Here is a 14,717-nt window from a genome sequence, read left to right on the forward strand (position 1 = left end):
ATGTTATGTCAGCTAATAATACTGTCATTAGATCATAATATTAATGTAATTGGTATTACTTTATATCTGAGAATGCAGCTACTTTACAACCGAATGAAAACAAACCACACTGGTCTGCCTTTGATAACGCTACGGCTAGAGTTTGAAAATGTTAGACACACTCGGATTTGCTCAGAAACAACGTCTTGCCTACATCGATTTTTGCTTGCTGTTCAAAGGGGCGATATATCGACAAGATTTAATCAACCGCTTTGAAGTAGGGCTGTCTGCAAGCTCTCGTGATTTTAGTCTTTACAAAGAACTCGCTCCGAAAAATTTACGCTATCACACCATTGAAAAACGCTATTTTCAAACCGAGCACTTTCAGCCGGTGTTTGAGCACGATGCCACCCGCACACTGGTTAAACTTGCCAATGATATTTCCGATGGCTTCGATGCAATAGGCGATGTGGATTATCCGGTGGAGTCACCGTCTAACCTAAACGTACCAAATATCTTTATTGTTGCGCGTTTGGTGCAAGCTATTTTAAATAAAAAAGCAGTGAGTGTGATTTATACGTCCCTTTCAAGCGGCTCTGGGGCCAGAGAGTTAGTGGCGCATTCCATTGTGGATAATGGGCTACGCTGGCATGTGCGCGCTTTTGACCGTAAAAGCCAAAGCTTTCGTGATTTTGTGTTAACGCGCATCAGCAAAGTGACCTTAAAAGACGCGGGAGGAGAGGGGGAACAAGCCGCAGATGATCAAGAATGGCAACGCCTGATCCCTTTGCAGCTTGTGCCTCATCCAAAAAATGTTAAGCATGCAACCGCGATTGAAATGGATTACGGTATGGAAAATCGCCAACTATTGATAAAAGTACGCGCCGCAATGGCTGGTTATCTGCTTAGGCGTTGGAACGTTGATTGCACCGAGCGTGGTGTACTTGAAGGGGCAGAATATCAGTTATGGTTGCAGAACCGCTTTACCTTAAACAAGGTCGATAATTTAGCCATAGCGCCAGGGTATATTCGTGATAAGGGCCTATAAATGACTATTCAGTGTACAAGTGTTCGCTCAACTATTACTATCTGTGCTCACTTAATTTAAAGGCTTTTACATGCAACAACAGGTGCCACCCACTATTCAGTTAAAACCCTACACAATAGTCGAAGAATGGCTAAATGCGTTAAGTCATGGAATAGGGTGTATAGCGTCTGTGGTGGGGTTAGTTTTTTTGCTTATGCGAGCCGCAGATACGTTAGCGCAAGTTGCCTCGATTATCTACGGTGTGTCGATGATCGCGATGTTTTTATCATCCACCTTGTACCATGCCTTTTCTAACCCGAAAGTGAAGGCCGTACTAAAGGTGATTGACCATAGTGCAATATATTTATTGATTGCAGGCACTTACACCCCTTTTATGTTGTTAGCAGTAGGTGGCTGGGTAGGCCTAATAGGAATATCACTGGTGTGGGGATTAGCTATTATAGGTGTGGGTTTCAAATGTTTGGCTGGCGGGCGTTTCCCCAAAATATCAGTAGCCACATATTTACTCATGGGCTGGTTAGCGATATTTTTCATTTACCCCCTCTACATGTCTTTGCCAAGTGAAGGCCTGTGGTTACTTGTTGCAGGAGGCCTGTGTTACACGGTCGGCGTCATCTTCTATGTGGCGAAAACAATCCGCTACACCCATCCTATCTGGCATCTATTTGTAACAGCGGGATGCATATGTCATTTCTTCTCTATTTATTATTACGTCGTGTAACGCTTACGAACGACCACTTAACAAGGACTTGCTAAGTGCTATAGCGATAAAAGTGACGAAATATTGTGTACCTTTACGCCTATAGGCGTTGCTATGTTTCACCCTGATGGCTTAAGCTAGGTAGATATATGCTTGAGCAATTCGCCCAACGGACACAGCGCTTTTATGTACGAAAATTATTACGGACTGACCTCTAAACCTTTCCAACTGACTCCTGACCCTAGCTTTTTCTTTGCCAGTAAATGGCATAAGCGAGCAATGTCGTATTTACAATATGGGTTATCGCAAGCTGAAGGCTTCATTGTGATCACCGGGGATATCGGAACCGGCAAAACCACCATCGCCAACAGTCTGCTGGATGCCATGCAAGCGGATATTGTTGCGGCGCAAATCGTTACGCCCAAATTGACGCCCGACGAGTTGGTGAAAATGGTCGCTAACAAATTTGAAATCCCGGTCAAAGGGAGTACTAAAGCTGAAATCCTTAATGACCTAGAGCTATTTTTGACGCAATTGCACCAACAAGGTAAGCGCGCATTGTTGCTGGTGGACGAAGCACAGAACTTACCGTTAGAAACAATCGAAGAGCTGCGCATGTTGTCCAACTTTCAAAAAGGCGGCAAACCATTATTACAAAGTTTCTTGTTAGGCCAAGAAGAGCTGCAACCCATACTACGCGCTCCAAACATGGAGCAATTCCGTCAGCGAATAGTCGCATCATGTCACCTCGCACCGCTGACTGAGGATGAGTGCCAAGCGTATATCGAATATCGACTGCAGCATGCAGGATATAAAGGTATTACGCTTTTCTCGATGGATGCCTACGATAAAATATTTGTTTTTACTCGGGGTGTACCTCGCAAAATAAATACCCTGATGGATCGCATTTTGTTGTATGGATTTCTCGAAGAACTTGAAACCTTCGATGAAAGCGCGGTCGAAGCCGTAGTGAAAGAAGTCGCCGATGAAATGTTTTTACCTGAAGATAAAATCACGGTAGAGGAAGCGGCGCCGCAAAGTGATAACGCAGCAAAGCAAACAAGCACTCCGCAAAGCACAGAGGGCGACACCGGCAGCGTGTTAAAAGACGTGACCTATTATAAAGCGATGTTGACCGAGTTAACGGATGCGTTAGACGATGCCATTAGCCATAAAATTAAACTGACCCGTTACATCGATAAGTTGCTTAAAAAGAAGTACCGAACTTACGTACGATTAAAATCTGATGATTAAGAATCTATTTAAATAATATGAAATAGCCGTTATTTTTAGCTTACTAGAACTATTCATGAGGGTAAGTTGTTAATATTTAGTAAAAAAAGAAGTATTTGAACTTAAAGGGTACTATATTATCCAATGTGTAGAGAGAGTCTTGTTTTTTGGTATTCGATATTGAGTTTTTTTACCGAAGTGCCGATAAGTTACAACACAGTTGGGAATAATATTATGCGACGTACCATGTATAACCGAAATTCAGATCACGATGCTTCTGGTGTTTATCAGGCTTTGAAAGATCGCCGTAAAGCTTATTATCATGGCAAATATAACCGCGAAGTCTTTTCGGTGGTTCTGCTATTGGCTTGTGTGGGGATGTTTTTACTTAGCTCTGGAGTGTAATGCTTAGTCTTTAAGTGACTGAATCATCGCTGCTGTGTTTTTTGTGACCGACATATCTTTGTCATCATCCTATTTATTTTTCTGCTCGCAGTCCGTTGCTGCTACTTCAAGTTCTATTTATCTGCGCAAATTCGGGTTCGATTGAGCGCCTCCGACAAGTTAAATTTCCCCTAAGCGCGACTTTATAAACTCCGCTAATTTCTCACTGGCTTGCCAATAACGCTGGGCCTGATTGAACAAAGCAATCCGAATTTTTCCTAGGTTCGGCAACATGTCATGGCGAATAATGCTTAGCTCCTGAGGTACGCTGCTGCGAGCCAATGCAGTAATGCCTAAACCTTGATTAATTGCAGCCGTAATGCCCGCGAGATCTGCATTGGTATAGGTGATACGCCACTGCGTAGTTTGTTGCTTTAATGCCTGAATAACTCGGCTTCTGTACATGCAGCCGTCGGGAGCGAGTACTAAACTTAAGGTGTTATTGGCAAAGTTTTGATTTTTGCTGCCTACCCAAACGAGATCATCGTCAAGTAATAACTCACCCTCCAGTTCTTGGTGGTGGGGCACTAACGCCATGATTAAATCAAATTCCTGGCGCTGATTTTCATTGAGCAAAGACTTACTCAATGCGGAAGTGACCTCTAATGACACATCGGGATATAATTTGCTGAATTCACCTACTATGCTTGGCAATAGAGTGGTGGCGAATTCACTGGGGATCCCTAGGCGTAAACGACCACGTATCGAAGCGGGTTCAAATTGACGAAAAATGTCATCATTAATGGCTAACATGGTTTTCGCTTGGTGGTAAAGGGCAAGGCCATCGTGGTTTACTTCATGTCTTTGCCCCGCTTTACTGAACAAACGTTTATTCAACTGATTTTCCAAACGCTTTATTTGCAAGCTAATAGCGGGTTGTGAGCGGCCCAAAAAATCGCCAGCTTTAGCATAGCCACCCAAGTCAATGACGGTCACAAAGGTACGCAGGTTATCCAGGGAAAGCTGTTTCATGAAGTGCCTTATAGATTAAGTAATCTGATGAAACTTATTCTATAGATAAGTATTGTTAATGTAAGCATTAATATTTTCAATTTGTTGTGAGGTATTTGGCTACCTATACTGGCAAGCACGTTCATTAAATAAGATAAGTCACATGCCAAATAAAACGGTTTTGCACAGTAAGCACTTGGAAGCAGGCGCGAAGATGGTTGATTTTCATGGCTGGGAAATGCCAATCAACTATGGCTCACAAATAGAAGAGCACCATGCTGTGCGCCGCGCTGCAGGTATGTTTGACGTATCACACATGACCATAGTTGATGTTACAGGTGAGCAAGCCCAAGATTACTTGCGTCATTTGCTCGCTAACGATGTAGCAAAGCTGCAAGAGCGTGGTAAAGCGTTGTACAGCGGTATGCTAAACGAAGCTGGCGGTGTGGTTGATGATCTTATCGTATATCACTTTGAGAAAACGAATTACCGTTTGGTGGTTAACTCAGCGACACGTCAAAAAGACATGGACTGGCTGATTGCCGAAACTAAGGGGTTCACGGTAACCATCACAGAGCGACCTGAATTTGCCATGATTGCCGTGCAAGGTCCTCAAGCAAAAGAAAAAGCCGCGACATTATTCTCTGCGGCGCAAAATGAAGCCGTTGCCGGTATGAAGCCTTTTTTTGGTGTACAAGCCGAAGACCTATTTATCGCAACCACAGGTTACACAGGCGAAGCTGGTTACGAAATCATGGTACCGAATGAGCAAGCTGCTGATTTTTGGCAAAAGCTAATCGACGCAGGCGTTGCTCCCTGTGGCTTAGGTGCGCGGGATACATTACGTCTGGAAGCGGGCATGAATCTTTATGGTCAAGATATGGACGAAACGATTTCTCCCCTTGCCGCGAACATGGGTTGGACGATTACGTGGGAGCCAACAGATCGCGATTTTGTTGGTCGCCAAGCGCTTGAAACACAAAAAGCGGCCGGCACAGAAAAATTAGTCGGTTTGGTATTGACTGAAAAAGGCGTATTACGCCATGGGCAAAGGGTCAAAGTTGACGGCGGAGAAGGGGTGATCACCTCAGGTACTTTTTCTCCAACTTTGGGATACAGTGTTGCCATGGCTCGTGTACCGAATTCAGTGGGTGATACGGCGCAGGTGGAAATGCGTAAAAAGTGGGTTACAGTAAATGTGGTAAAACCCAGCTTTGTACGAAATGGTAAAAGCGTTTTATAACAATTTAACTGGTGTGGTAGCGACTTGTCGTTACCTTACTTGAGCAAACGACTTCAATATTTAGGAACTATTATGAGCAATATCCCTGCAGAATTACGTTACGCCACCACGCATGAATGGGTTCGTTCAGAAGGCGACGGTACTTTCACTGTTGGCATCAGCGAACACGCCCAAGAATTACTTGGCGATATGGTATTTGTTGAGTTGCCTGACGTTGGTGCTACTGTCAGCGCGGGTGATGACATAGCCGTGGCTGAGTCAGTTAAAGCGGCATCAGACGTGTATGCGCCAATTTGTGGTGAAATAGTTGCCGTAAATGAAGACTTAGAAGACAGCCCTGAACTGGTGAATTCAGACCCATTCGGCGACGGCTGGTTGTTCCGCATAAAAGCAGACGACGTTGAAGAAGTCGAAGGTTTGCTTGATGCTGAAGGTTACGCTAGCAGTATCGAAGAAGAATAAAAAATAATGTCACCAAAGAGCAACCTAGTGTTGCTCTTTGTGTTTCTTGGCATCGTTAAGCTGCTTTTGACTTCCAAATCCAATCAGCGATGCACTTTGTACCATCTAAAATTAAACTTTGAATCAAAGCCTTTTTTGATTTTGATTACCCACGTTTTAAGGAATCGGTAAGCCAGTTATGCCACATGCTAATTTTTCCCTTTCGCAGTTAGAGCAAACTCAAGATTTTATTCGCCGTCATATTGGCCCAAGTGAAGCTGAAATGGCTGAGATGCTAGAGTTTGTTGGTGCTGAATCTCTTGATGACCTAATGCAGCAAACCGTACCCGAAGGCATCCGCTTACCTGAGGCCTTGAGTGTGGGCGAAAGCCAAACTGAAGCACAAGCGTTGGCTTATTTGAAATCGGTGGCCAGTAAAAACAAAGTACACCGTTCTTATATCGGTATGGGATATAGCGATACCCTAACGCCGAACGTCATTTTGCGTAACGTGTTGGAAAATCCAGGTTGGTACACGGCTTATACCCCATACCAACCCGAAATTGCACAAGGGCGTTTACAGGCGCTACTGAATTTCCAACAGGTCACAATTGATTTAACGGGCATGGAGCTAGCGTCTGCCTCATTGCTTGATGAGGCGACGGCAGCGGCTGAAGCGATGGGTCTGGCGAAACGTGTCTCGAAAAACAAAAAGTCCAATCTGTTCTTCGTGGCTGACGACGTACACCCGCAGACGCTGGACGTGATCCAAACCCGAGCTGATATGTTCGGTTTTGACGTGATGGTTGGCAGCGCACACGACGCCCCTAGTCACGATATATTTGGTGCCTTGTTGCAGTACCCTGGCACGACTGGTGCCGTGAATGACTTAACCGACATCATTGCCCAAGTTCAGGCTAACAAGGGCATAGTCGCGGTATCGGCTGACATCATGAGCTTAGTGTTGTTAAAAGCACCAGGAGAGATGGGTGCAGATGTAGTACTTGGTTCCGCTCAGCGTTTCGGCGTACCTATGGGATACGGTGGACCACATGCGGCCTTTTTTGCTACTCGTGATGCGTATAAGCGCTCATTGCCTGGACGTATCATTGGCGTGTCAAAGGACACCCGCGGTCGCCCAGCATTACGTATGGCGTTGCAAACGCGGGAGCAACATATTCGCCGTGAAAAAGCCAATTCAAACATATGTACTGCGCAGGTATTACTTGCCAACATGGCATCTTTCTATGCTGTGTATCACGGTCCAGAAGGCCTAAAAACCATTGCATCACGTATTCATCGCTTCAGTGATATTCTGGCGGCAGGTATTGCACAATCGTCCAGCAGCTTAAGTGTCAAGAACGACACGTGGTTTGATACGTTAACCATTGAAGTTGGTGACAAAAAAGACGCGATCATAGCCGCAGCGAATGCGGAGCAAATGAATCTGCGTACTGACATTGACGGTGCCGTTGGTATCAGCCTTGATGAAACCACCACACGCAATGATATCCATGGTTTATTCAATGTGCTGTTAGGTGAAAATCATGGCTTAGACGTGAACGTACTTGACCAACAGATTGTAGCTAAAGGCAGTCTGTCGATACCCGCTAATTTAGTGCGCAGCAATGATATTTTGAGCCACGAAGTGTTTAATAGTTATCAGTCTGAAACTGAAATGCTGCGCTATATAAAATCCTTGGAAGACAAAGATTTAGCTTTGAATCACTCGATGATAAGCTTGGGCTCTTGTACCATGAAACTCAATGCAACCGCGGAGATGATCCCCGTGACTTGGCCTGAATTTGGTAAATTACACCCGTTTGCTCCAATTGAGCAGGCGCAAGGTTATAGTCAAATGTTAGGCGAGCTCAGTGAATGGTTACTTGATATCACAGGCTACGACGCGCTTTCTATGCAGCCTAACTCAGGTGCACAGGGTGAGTACGCTGGTTTAATTGCAATTAAGCGCTACCACGAGAGCCGCAACGAAGGGCATCGTAATATCTGCCTTATTCCGAGTTCAGCTCACGGTACTAACCCAGCATCAGCGCAAATGGTCAGCTTGAAAGTAGTTGTGGTGAACTGCGACAAAAACGGTAACGTGGATTTAGCCGACTTACGTAAAAAAGCCGCTGAAGTGGCTGATAATCTGTCATGTGCGATGATCACGTACCCGTCAACACACGGTGTTTACGAAGAAACTATCAAAGAAATGTGCGACATAGTGCACGAGTTTGGTGGTCAGGTTTATTTAGATGGTGCAAACATGAATGCACAGGTAGGCATTACGTCTCCTGGTCATATCGGTTCTGACGTATCACATTTAAACTTACACAAAACTTTCTGTATCCCCCATGGCGGGGGCGGCCCAGGTATGGGGCCAATCGGGGTCAAATCCCATTTAGCGCCATTTTTACCGAACCATAAAGTGATAGACACAGGTAACACCAATGCAGGTAACGGTGCGGTATCTGCTGCTCCTTGGGGCAGTGCCTCCATTTTACCTATCAGCTATATGTACATCAAAATGATGGGCAGTGCCGGATTGAAGAAAGCCACCGAGGTCGCTATCTTAAATGCCAACTACATAGCCAACAAATTAGATGGTCACTACAACGTTTTATACCGTGGACGAAATGGCCGTGTTGCCCACGAATGTATTATCGACTTACGCCCTATTAAAGAGGCATCGGGTGTTACTGAAGTGGATATCGCCAAGCGTCTTAACGACTACGGTTTCCATGCGCCAACGATGAGCTTTCCTGTGGCTGGCACGCTGATGATTGAACCTACGGAATCAGAAGCGAAGGTCGAGCTAGACCGTTTTATCGAAGCTATGGTGAGCATACGCGGTGAAACTGCGAAAGTGGAATCAGGGGAGTGGGGCGCAACGGATAATCCTCTGCACAACGCACCTCATACCCTAGACGACATTTGCGACGCCAACTGGGATCGTAGCTACGACCGTCATACCGCCGCGTATCCTGTGGCAAGCGTAGCGAGAAATAAGTTTTGGCCAAGTGTGAATCGGATCGATGACGTATACGGCGATCGTAATCTCATCTGTTCGTGCCCATCGATTGAGAGTTACATAGAGGACTAATTTTAATTTTTCCGATGAAAAGCGAGCTATTAAGCTCGCTTTTTTTGTTTGTAACATACGATATTCATCTTGTATTTCTAGCTTTTAATCATCAGTTCGATGAAAGCAGTTTTCGCTCCGATGGAATCATATATTCAGCATCACCAGCGAAAGCGTTTTTAATATCGCACACCTTCATATGAGCAAAGTAAAAGCATTGTGTTGTTGGCTTCCTGCTCGTCACCATTGTTAAATAAGTCTGCATTAATTGAGCTCGCCACGTTTTTACGTATCAGGTTACTGGGACTGTATTGTAAATATAATGCGCTATGAACTTTGTCTAAGAGCGGCTCTATCATTGACGTATATATTTTCATTGTTGTTAAATGCCCAGCAAATACTAGCTATTTTGCACCGCTAGCGCTTCTTGATAAATCCAGTGAACTTACAAATAAGCACTAACGTATTTTACAAAGCTATATACTTTAGTTTTACTAAATGGTCGTAAAACATACAGGGTAAGCAAGTTAAAAGGGTAGTAGTCAAATAATTCGTTTACGAAGTAATTACCTGGAATTTGTACTTTTGGCGATAGATACTGTGGTTATTATTAATTTAAGATGCTATTTATAAAGAAGTTTTTATATTGGCGACTTTCAGGCGAGTGTTTTTTGCTGTGTTATAATGATTCGTGTTGAACTTATTTTACGGTTTGACATTATTGAATTAATATAATGCTCTAGAGTAATAATTAAACATATGAAGCATTCATAAAATATAAAAAATTCTGGATCACACGAGGCAACATCAACACATGAAAATATCTAAGTTAAGCTGTGCAGTACTCGCTGCTCTTGCTGCTACACCTGCGTATGCACAAGAAGATGCAAGCAAAGTGAGCAAGTCAGGTAAAGCGAGCATTGAAACAATTGAAGTTACCGCGACTAAACGCTCTGAATCCATTCAAGATATTCCTGTTTCAGTTACCGCACTAAATGGTCAAGCGTTAGAAAATCTCGGGGTTGATAATTTTCAAGAATATGTTGAATTTTTACCCAACGTTATTTTCCAAGGTACAGGCCCTGGTCAAAATGAAATTTATATTCGTGGTGCGGCTACCACGCAAAGTAATATTTCAGTGTCGTCAGTGCAGGCCTTACAGCCATCTGTCGCTTTTTATCTCGATGAACAGCCGGTTTCTATGCAAGGGCGTAACTTAGACATATACGCTACCGATATGGAACGCATTGAAGTATTGCCTGGGCCACAAGGCACACTTTTTGGGGCTAGTTCCCAGTCGGGCACGGTCAGATTGATCACCAAAAAACCCGATCATACTGGGTTTTCCGCTGGGGTTGATACGAGTACCAGTTTCACCAAGGGCGGTGAAATGAGTAACTCTGTTGAAGCGTTTATGAACTTTGCGGTAACAGACGAGCTTGCGCTACGCGTGGCTGCATATACAGATAACCAAGGTGGCTGGATTGATAATATACGCAATGATCCCAGCAATGGCGGCTATATAGGCAGTGCTGTGGTTATCGATAGAATATCCGGTGGTGTGCTTAGTGATCCGCAAAATACGCCGGTCGACTCCCCTGAAAACGATGCCTTGGTAGAAGATGACTTTAATGACGCTATCTATTCAGGAGCACGTTTTGGTTTGTCTTATATCATCAATGAAGATTGGGATCTGTTAGTTCAACATACCCAGCAAACTCTAAGCACAGAGGGGGTTTTTTCTTACGACCCTAATCTTGAGGGGGAAACGTCAACTAATCGGTTCGTACCAGAAGATAATGACGATGAATTCGGTTTGACCACCTGGACCCTTGACGGGCGCATGGATAAACTAGAAGTTGTTTATACCGGTGGTTACTTAAACCGCTCTATCGATTCAACTATAGATTATACCGGTTATACCAATGGCGGGTTATTCTCTGCGTATTACGTGTGTAATTACGGTGGTGATGTTGCGCCAGAGGACGAGCGCTGCTTGGATCCTACCAAATACTACAAAGAAAAAACTGATAGTACGCGTATGACTCACGAGCTACGTTTTAACACGTCAAGCGATAACGCATGGCGGGTGACGGCGGGTGTATTCTATGATGAGCAAGAGCTTAATTCAGTGGGTAGATTTAATATTGCCAACACTGAAAAGTTTGATAATCTCGCGCGCACTTTAGTGGGCTCTGAAGGAATTAACACAAATGGCGGGCCATTCGAGCCAAGCATCAGTTTTGTGAACGATATCCAACATGATATTGACCAAGTTGCCGTATTTGGTCAATTTGAGTATGACGTAACGGATGATGTAACAGCCACACTTGGTGCTCGTTGGTATCAAATTGAAGATACCTACAAAGGCTCAACTACGACTGTGGATGTTAGCCGTCGCCTACGTGCATTCGGCACTCAAGACCCTGATGAGCTGGCTGGTATAGACGCAGGGGCAGTAGATGCCATCGCAAGTGGTCAACTTGAAGTTGACTTGTTAGACGATAACGGCACATTGACCGTTGATGACGTCATCCTAAAAGCATCAGTAGACTGGAAAGTGAATGAAGACGTATTGGTCTTTGCGACCTATTCTGAAGGTTTTCGCCCACCGGTTACCAACCGAGTCGGTGGTGGTTTGGCAACCAATCAAACAGGCGCATTCGAAAACTTTAGGATCCCAGTTTACTCAACCACAGATTCATTAGATAACTATGAACTTGGCATGAAAGGTGACTTTTTGGACGGTATCTTAAGGATCAACGCAACTGCGTTCTACTCCGAGATCACCGATTTACAAACATCACGTTATGACCCGACCAACATCAGTTTTCTGGTATTCACCGATAACGTAGGTGATGCTGAGATCCGTGGTTTAGATGCAGATATCACGTGGCTAGCAACGGATAACTTAGTGATCAATGCGGCATTTAGTGTTCTAGATACAGAATTGACGCGTATTAATTCTGCACTCGATGGTATTGCACCGCCTGTTGGCAGCAAACTACCTTATTCAGCCGATTTCTCGGGTAATATTCGAGCGCGCTACTTCATTGAACTTGATAATGGCTTAACCGCTTATGTTAATGGTTCTATCAGCTACACGGGCGACCGTCTCGCGAGTATGTCGATGGATGCGTACGCGCTTGAAGACGCCGCGCAATTGGTTTACGGCGCTGGAACTGGCCTTAGCATTGAGCAAGAAGCCGCCGTATATCAAGGGGTAACGTATCCTGACTCTAACGGTGAAACATTCAGAGGTGGACGCTACATACAAGATAGCTATGTTTTGGCCAATCTTGCTTTTGGTATTACCAATGAAGAATGGAAAGCAGAAATCTTTATTGATAATGTAACGGACGAGCAAGCTACCTTGTATATCGATGCCCAACAATATACGCCTAAAATTGTGTCTAATAGACCGCGTACTGTTGGTTTAAGATTGTCGTACGACTTCTTTTAAACTTACTTAAATAAGTCAGTAAAATTTAAGAAGGCAAGCCTAATTAGGCTTGCCTTTTTTATTAGCTGTATAACTATGTCTTAAACGAATAGTAGATTCTCGGGGTGGCAACATTGAGTACGAATAATATATCTCAGATAAACGCTTCAATGCGCGAAGTGTTTAAGGGGATCAAAACAAACATTCAGCAAGCCAAGTTTAGTGAAGCCATTTTGTTATGCCAGAGGCAACTGGAAAACGATTTACCGAACGGTGACCGACTCGAAGTATTATATTTATTAGTCGTCGCCCAAAGACTGAAAGGTGATTATCACGAGGCGCTTGAGTCTAATAAAACCTTACTTTCTCTCAATGCCGAGCATGCCCGTGCTTGGCAGGAAAATGGCTATTTATACACGGCAACGCATGAGTCGCTAAAGGCCGCACAAGCTTTTTATCAAGCAACGCAACTGAACCCCGCTTTATTAGCGAGTTGGCGTGCATTGCAGCCACTTTATAAAAACCAAGGGAATACAAAAGCAGCCGCGATAGCTAAAGCTCAAATCGCCTATTTAGCCGAGTTACCAAACGCGATTTTGGGAGCAAAAGATCTCATGTACGAAGGGGATTTTTATAACGCTGATAAGGTTTGCCGTCAGTTTTTGCAAGCTAACAAGCATCACGCCGAAGCGATGCTGTTATTAGCTGAAATTGGCATTCAGCTTAAGGTGTACAGCGAAGCTGACTTTATTTTAAGCAGCTGTTTGGCACTTTACCCAGATCATAAAACTGCGGGCATGACTTATCTTCAATTACTGGCCAAAATGGCTAAGTTTTCTGAGGTCAAAACGCTAGCGGATAAATTACTGACGGGATCACCCAAGAATGCGGTTTTACTCTGTGCTAAAGCCAGCGCTATGGTCGGGTTGGGCGATGTGGAAGAGGCTATAGCAATTTATCAAGATTTGTTAGCGCAAAATCAAGCCCAGCCTGGTATACAGCTTTTACTTGGGCATGCCCTAAAAGCTAAGGGTGATTTACTCGGTGCGATTACGGCATATCAATGTGCTTATCAAAATAACTCTGAATTTGGCGATGCTTATTGGAGTTTAGCCAATACTAAAACCTATCGTTTTAGTGACGATGAACTGGCCTCGATGGAGCAACTCGTGGGTAGGCCTGACATAGGGCTAGACGATAGAGTGCACTTGCATTTTGCGTTAGGTAAATCGCTAGAAGACAGAACTGCTTTTGATGCTGCATTTTCGCACTACGCCAAAGGTAACCAACTTAAGCAACAACAAATCAAATATAACCCTGAGGTGTTTGAAGGGCAGGTGGCCAAACAAATCGCAACCTGCCAACCTGAACTTTTTGCGCGTTTGAAAGCCGTTGGTGAGCAAAATGCAGCGCCTATTTTTATTGTCGGTTTACCAAGAGCAGGCTCGACTTTGCTTGAGCAAATACTCGCTTCTCATTCCCAAGTAGACGGCACCATGGAGTTGCACGATATACTTGGGCTAGCGTCAAAATTACAAGGTCAGAAAAATCAATATCCGCAGGTTTTAGCGGAACTTGATGAAGGGTATTTTGTTCGTTTCGGCCAGAAGTTTTTGCAAGACACGCAAGTGTATAGGGGAGACGCCCCTTACTTTATCGACAAAATGCCGAATAATTTTTTGCACATAGGCTTAATTAAACTCATTTTGCCTAACGCGAAAGTGATCGATGCAAGGCGTGATCCCATGGCTTGCTGTTTTAGTGGTTTTAAGCAGTTATTTGGTGACGGCCAAGAGTTCTCCTACGGTCTTGAAGATATCGGGCGCTATTATCGTGCATATGAAAAACTCATGGCCCACTGGGATGACGTTTTACCGGGTTTTGTGCTCAAGGTTCAACACGAGGCGCTAATTGATGATTTGCACGGCCAAGTACAGCGTATGCTCGATTTTTGTGGATTACCCTTTGAGCAGCAATGCATTGATTTTCATAAAACCGAGCGTGCGATAAAAACCCCGAGCTCTGAACAGGTAAGACAACCCATATATCGCTCGGGCATGGTTCAATGGAAAAACTTCGATGAGCATTTATTACCATTAAAGAAAGTACTAAACGCGTAACAAGCAAAGAGCGGCCACTCTTGTAAAGCCC

At 44.2% G+C, this 14,717-nt stretch carries 10 protein-coding genes; 9 read left to right on the forward strand and 1 reads right to left on the reverse strand.

Annotated elements, in window-relative coordinates; all coding sequences use genetic code 11:
• The first annotated feature begins 148 nt into the window (after positions 1-148).
• The 4 genes from GPLA_RS22390 to GPLA_RS23765 all read left to right on the forward strand — a co-directional run bounded on the left by GPLA_RS22390 (position 149) and on the right by GPLA_RS23765 (position 3,365).
• On the forward strand, positions 149-1,027 hold the full coding sequence (locus tag GPLA_RS22390) for a WYL domain-containing protein (protein WP_007107322.1): 879 nt from the start codon (positions 149-151) through the stop codon (positions 1,025-1,027).
• 70 nt (positions 1,028-1,097) lie between these two features.
• Positions 1,098-1,748: a PAQR family membrane homeostasis protein TrhA gene (trhA, locus tag GPLA_RS22395; protein WP_007107323.1), complete on the forward strand. Its 651-nt coding sequence runs from the start codon at positions 1,098-1,100 to the stop codon at positions 1,746-1,748.
• 165 nt (positions 1,749-1,913) lie between these two features.
• Positions 1,914-2,981 carry an XrtA/PEP-CTERM system-associated ATPase gene (locus GPLA_RS22400; protein WP_040515749.1) on the forward strand — a complete coding sequence of 356 codons (1,068 nt, stop codon included), beginning with the start codon at positions 1,914-1,916 and terminating at the stop codon, positions 2,979-2,981.
• A 213-nt stretch (positions 2,982-3,194) separates the two neighbouring features.
• Positions 3,195-3,365 (forward strand): hypothetical protein, encoded by a 171-nt coding sequence (locus tag GPLA_RS23765; RefSeq protein ID WP_007107326.1) that lies wholly within the window; start codon positions 3,195-3,197, stop codon positions 3,363-3,365.
• 159 nt (positions 3,366-3,524) lie between these two features.
• On the opposite strand, the gene GPLA_RS22405 is transcribed toward GPLA_RS23765, so the two are convergent.
• On the reverse strand, positions 3,525-4,376 hold the full coding sequence (locus GPLA_RS22405; protein WP_007107327.1) for a LysR family transcriptional regulator: 852 nt from the start codon (positions 4,374-4,376) through the stop codon (positions 3,525-3,527).
• Positions 4,377-4,518: 142 nt separating this feature from the next.
• Between GPLA_RS22405 and gcvT the strand changes: the two genes are divergently transcribed.
• The 5 genes from gcvT (at position 4,519) to GPLA_RS22435 (ending at position 14,686) form a co-directional block, all read left to right on the forward strand.
• The gene (gene gcvT / locus GPLA_RS22410) at positions 4,519-5,598 is read left to right on the forward strand and encodes a glycine cleavage system aminomethyltransferase GcvT (RefSeq protein WP_007107328.1); all 1,080 of its coding nucleotides are present in this window, start codon (positions 4,519-4,521) and stop codon (positions 5,596-5,598) included.
• 72 nt (positions 5,599-5,670) lie between these two features.
• Positions 5,671-6,060 (forward strand): glycine cleavage system protein GcvH, encoded by a 390-nt coding sequence (gene gcvH / locus GPLA_RS22415; RefSeq protein WP_007107329.1) that lies wholly within the window; start codon positions 5,671-5,673, stop codon positions 6,058-6,060.
• A gap of 178 nt (positions 6,061-6,238) precedes the next feature.
• The gene (gcvP, locus tag GPLA_RS22420; protein WP_007107330.1) at positions 6,239-9,145 is read left to right on the forward strand and encodes an aminomethyl-transferring glycine dehydrogenase; all 2,907 of its coding nucleotides are present in this window, start codon (positions 6,239-6,241) and stop codon (positions 9,143-9,145) included.
• Between the two features lie 793 nt (positions 9,146-9,938).
• Positions 9,939-12,587 carry a TonB-dependent receptor gene (locus GPLA_RS22430; protein ID WP_007107331.1) on the forward strand — a complete coding sequence of 883 codons (2,649 nt, stop codon included), beginning with the start codon at positions 9,939-9,941 and terminating at the stop codon, positions 12,585-12,587.
• Positions 12,588-12,736: 149 nt separating this feature from the next.
• The gene (locus tag GPLA_RS22435) at positions 12,737-14,686 is read left to right on the forward strand and encodes a sulfotransferase (protein ID WP_007107332.1); all 1,950 of its coding nucleotides are present in this window, start codon (positions 12,737-12,739) and stop codon (positions 14,684-14,686) included.
• Positions 14,687-14,717: the final 31 nt, after the last annotated feature.

Origin of the sequence: Paraglaciecola polaris LMG 21857 (genome assembly GCF_000315055.1) — a bacterium.
GTDB classification, from domain to species: domain Bacteria; phylum Pseudomonadota; class Gammaproteobacteria; order Enterobacterales; family Alteromonadaceae; genus Paraglaciecola; species Paraglaciecola polaris.

Excerpts from the sequence above, each read along its gene's own strand:
- GPLA_RS22405 (WP_007107327.1), bottom strand. The coding sequence starts at position 4,376 with ATGAAACAGCTTTCCCTGGATAACCTGCGTACCTTTGTGACCGTCATT.
- gcvT (WP_007107328.1), top strand. The coding sequence starts at position 4,519 with ATGCCAAATAAAACGGTTTTGCACAGTAAGCACTTGGAAGCAGGCGCG.
- gcvP (WP_007107330.1), top strand. The coding sequence starts at position 6,239 with ATGCCACATGCTAATTTTTCCCTTTCGCAGTTAGAGCAAACTCAAGAT.
- GPLA_RS22430 (WP_007107331.1), top strand. The coding sequence starts at position 9,939 with ATGAAAATATCTAAGTTAAGCTGTGCAGTACTCGCTGCTCTTGCTGCT.
- GPLA_RS22390 (WP_007107322.1), top strand. The coding sequence starts at position 149 with ATGTTAGACACACTCGGATTTGCTCAGAAACAACGTCTTGCCTACATC.
- gcvH (WP_007107329.1), top strand. The coding sequence starts at position 5,671 with ATGAGCAATATCCCTGCAGAATTACGTTACGCCACCACGCATGAATGG.
- trhA (WP_007107323.1), top strand. The coding sequence starts at position 1,098 with ATGCAACAACAGGTGCCACCCACTATTCAGTTAAAACCCTACACAATA.
- GPLA_RS22400 (WP_040515749.1), top strand. The coding sequence starts at position 1,914 with ATGTACGAAAATTATTACGGACTGACCTCTAAACCTTTCCAACTGACT.
- GPLA_RS23765 (WP_007107326.1), top strand. The coding sequence starts at position 3,195 with ATGCGACGTACCATGTATAACCGAAATTCAGATCACGATGCTTCTGGT.
- GPLA_RS22435 (WP_007107332.1), top strand. The coding sequence starts at position 12,737 with ATGCGCGAAGTGTTTAAGGGGATCAAAACAAACATTCAGCAAGCCAAG.